The following is a 2,564-nucleotide window of genomic DNA, read 5'->3' on the forward strand; positions in this document are numbered from 1 at the left end:
TGACATCCGCCGGAGGCTTTGGGCCAACGTGATGTTGGTCACTCAGTCGTTGCCACAGGACGTGGCGTTCTTAGACTGAGTTCCTCTATTTCAGCCGGTGTTTGGACAGCCGCTGAAATAAGTTAAAAATAGCTTGCGACAATAGAATGACTATAATAAATCAAAGTTGATTTCCTAGAATTAGTCAAAAAACTGAATCAAAAATAGTTTTAAGTCATTAATAACATACTAGAGAAAACTAGATAGATTATAATGGGGTCGTTTTGATTATTGGGACGGGAAGCCCTTCATGGAGATAAACAAAAATCTGCCAACTATATTGTTAGCAGATTCAATATTATTTTCCATACAATAACGGTTGGAAAATTTCAAGATGGAATGACACCTATAATTGGAAAGCTTCTTGTTTGACATTGACTAATAATCCCTTTGCAAGCTGTGTTATAACTACATCATCTGCTGGAGGATTAAAACGGCTACATTGAACGTCTCGAAATAGTCGCTGTAATTTACTAGTTTTAGACAGACTCCGTCCACCAACAACTTGCATTGCTTTTGTTACGATATCAATGGCATTGTTACAAATGACATACTTTGCAATACTAACATCTTCAGAAAGTTGATCCTTAATCGCAGAATTTTGCTCTACTTGCGCTGCGATACTATACAATGTTCGACGTGCCGTTTGATAAAGTATTTCTATTTCACCAATCTTTTGTTGGACATGACTTGCGTGTGCGATTGTATTTTCTAAGCTGTATGAATAGGTATTTTTAGCAAAATCTATTGCATAATCCCTAGCAGCACCCGCAACTCCTAAGTAAACAGCTGGAATTTCTAACGAATAGACACGACCATCAGCTAAAAAACGATTTAGTTCATTTGGACGATGCGTGTATAATAATGCTTCCTCTGGTACAAATGTGTTATGAAAAATAATATCATGACTGCCTGTTGCACGCATTCCCATCGCATCCCAAGTATTAATAACCTCTACCTGATCATTTTTGGTTATTAAAAATTCGGCTGTTACATTCTCTTCTTCTATATAGGCGATAATCGTAAATTGTTTTAAAATTGGGGCTAAGGATGCAAAAGCCTTTTCACCTGTAATGATATAGCCTCCAGGTACTTTTTTTGCAATTGTACCAGGTAAACTTCCGCGGGAAATATTACCCTTCCCTCGCTCGCTATTTATAATATTTAATAGAGAGCCTTCTTCAACTGCTTTACGACTTAATTCCGCAAATATAGGCTCAGGCCACGTCTTCGCCTCACGAACGTTTAAAAAAGTTAATAGATGCCATCCAACAGACAATGCAGTAGAAGCATCACCTCTAGCTAATTGTTCCTGTACTAATAACATTTCATAAAGAGAAATTTCCTCGCCTCCGTATTTTTTCGGCACCGTTAATTTAAAATAACCCGCATCCTCTAAGATTTTAAAGTGCTCGAACGGAAATTCTCCACTCTCATCATATTTACTAGCTGTCTTGTCAATTTGTTGTGCTAATTTACAAGCATATTGAACTAGCTTTTGCTCACGATCGTTACGAATATAAACATCACTCATCAATGAGTCACCTTACTTTTCGTAAATCTATTTTGTGGTTTTTTCAGCCCTAAATGTTCCCTTAGTGTTGAACCTGTATACTCTTTACGATAAATGCCACGCTCTTGTAAGATTGGCACAACTTTGTTCACAAAGTCTTCTAAATCGCGTGGCAATAATGGAAACTGCAACATAAAGCCATCTGCCGCTTCCTCCGTAATCCAACGCTCCATCTCATCAGCAATTTGTGTTGGTGTTCCAACAAAGGCATCGCGCTTCGCAGGACCAAATAGGCGCGCATATAATTCGCCAACCTTTAAATTTTCTTTTTTGATAATTTCTAAATGCTCATAGAAATGACTTTGAATACTGTTGACCTTAGGAAAATCCACTTCGATTGCAGGTGTATCTAACGAGTATTTAGAAAAATCCACATTCCCCATATAACCCGAAACAAATTTTAAGCTCTCATATGGGTCAATCAACGCCTGTAATTCATTATACTTACGGATGGCCTCTTCCTCAGTATCCCCCACAATTGGCGATACCCCTTGGAACACAAGGAGCTCCTCCTCGGTGCGTCCAAATGGAGCGAGCTGGGCCTTTAAATGGCGATAATGTTCCTTGGACTTTTCAATATCGTCCGATACGAAAAACATATACATTTCTAAAAAATGTAGACATCTCTACTGTGACACAACTTATATCTTCCGATTTTCGTTTTGTGTCTTCCTTATTCGCCGAGTCTGGTTTCGCAAAAAGCTACTGCCATTTAGTATGACTCTCCAAAGGCTTAAATTCCGCAGTATCGTTGCGTACACATCTAAGGTTTAGTTTCAGTTAAATTCCTTAGATTAAGTAAATTGCTAAGTTAATGCTTGCGTTCAAATCTCTATCCAGAGTTATAGCATTTACACCAACACGTTTAGCAAATTTCCCAATGGACATTAATTCCATGCGTACCACCTCTCTTCACTATGATAAAATCACATTACCCTATTTAGAGAGGTTG

The 2,564-nt window shown here is 38.1% G+C and carries 2 protein-coding genes; both read right to left on the reverse strand.

Annotation, left to right across the window (positions count from 1 at the left end; all coding sequences use genetic code 11):
* Positions 1-385 precede the first annotated feature (385 nt).
* Positions 386-1,573, reverse strand: a complete 1,188-nt coding sequence (locus tag ACQKN2_RS25150; RefSeq protein WP_427417351.1) for an acyl-CoA dehydrogenase family protein — start codon at positions 1,571-1,573, stop codon at positions 386-388.
* A complete protein-coding gene (locus ACQKN2_RS25155) occupies positions 1,573-2,217 on the reverse strand; it encodes an LLM class flavin-dependent oxidoreductase (protein ID WP_427417352.1) in 645 nt (214 codons plus the stop codon). Before ACQKN2_RS25155 ends, ACQKN2_RS25150 begins: the two co-directional genes overlap by 1 nt.
* Positions 2,218-2,564: the final 347 nt, after the last annotated feature.

Origin of the sequence: Lysinibacillus sp. NPDC093688 (assembly GCF_050280145.1) — a bacterium.
In the GTDB taxonomy this organism is placed as follows: domain Bacteria; phylum Bacillota; class Bacilli; order Bacillales_A; family Planococcaceae; genus Lysinibacillus; species Lysinibacillus xylanilyticus_B.

What these genes read in the sequence shown, in the direction of transcription:
- ACQKN2_RS25155 (WP_427417352.1), bottom strand. Translation starts at nt 2,217, where the DNA reads ATGTATATGTTTTTCGTATCGGACGATATTGAAAAGTCCAAGGAACAT.
- ACQKN2_RS25150 (WP_427417351.1), bottom strand. Translation starts at nt 1,573, where the DNA reads ATGAGTGATGTTTATATTCGTAACGATCGTGAGCAAAAGCTAGTTCAA.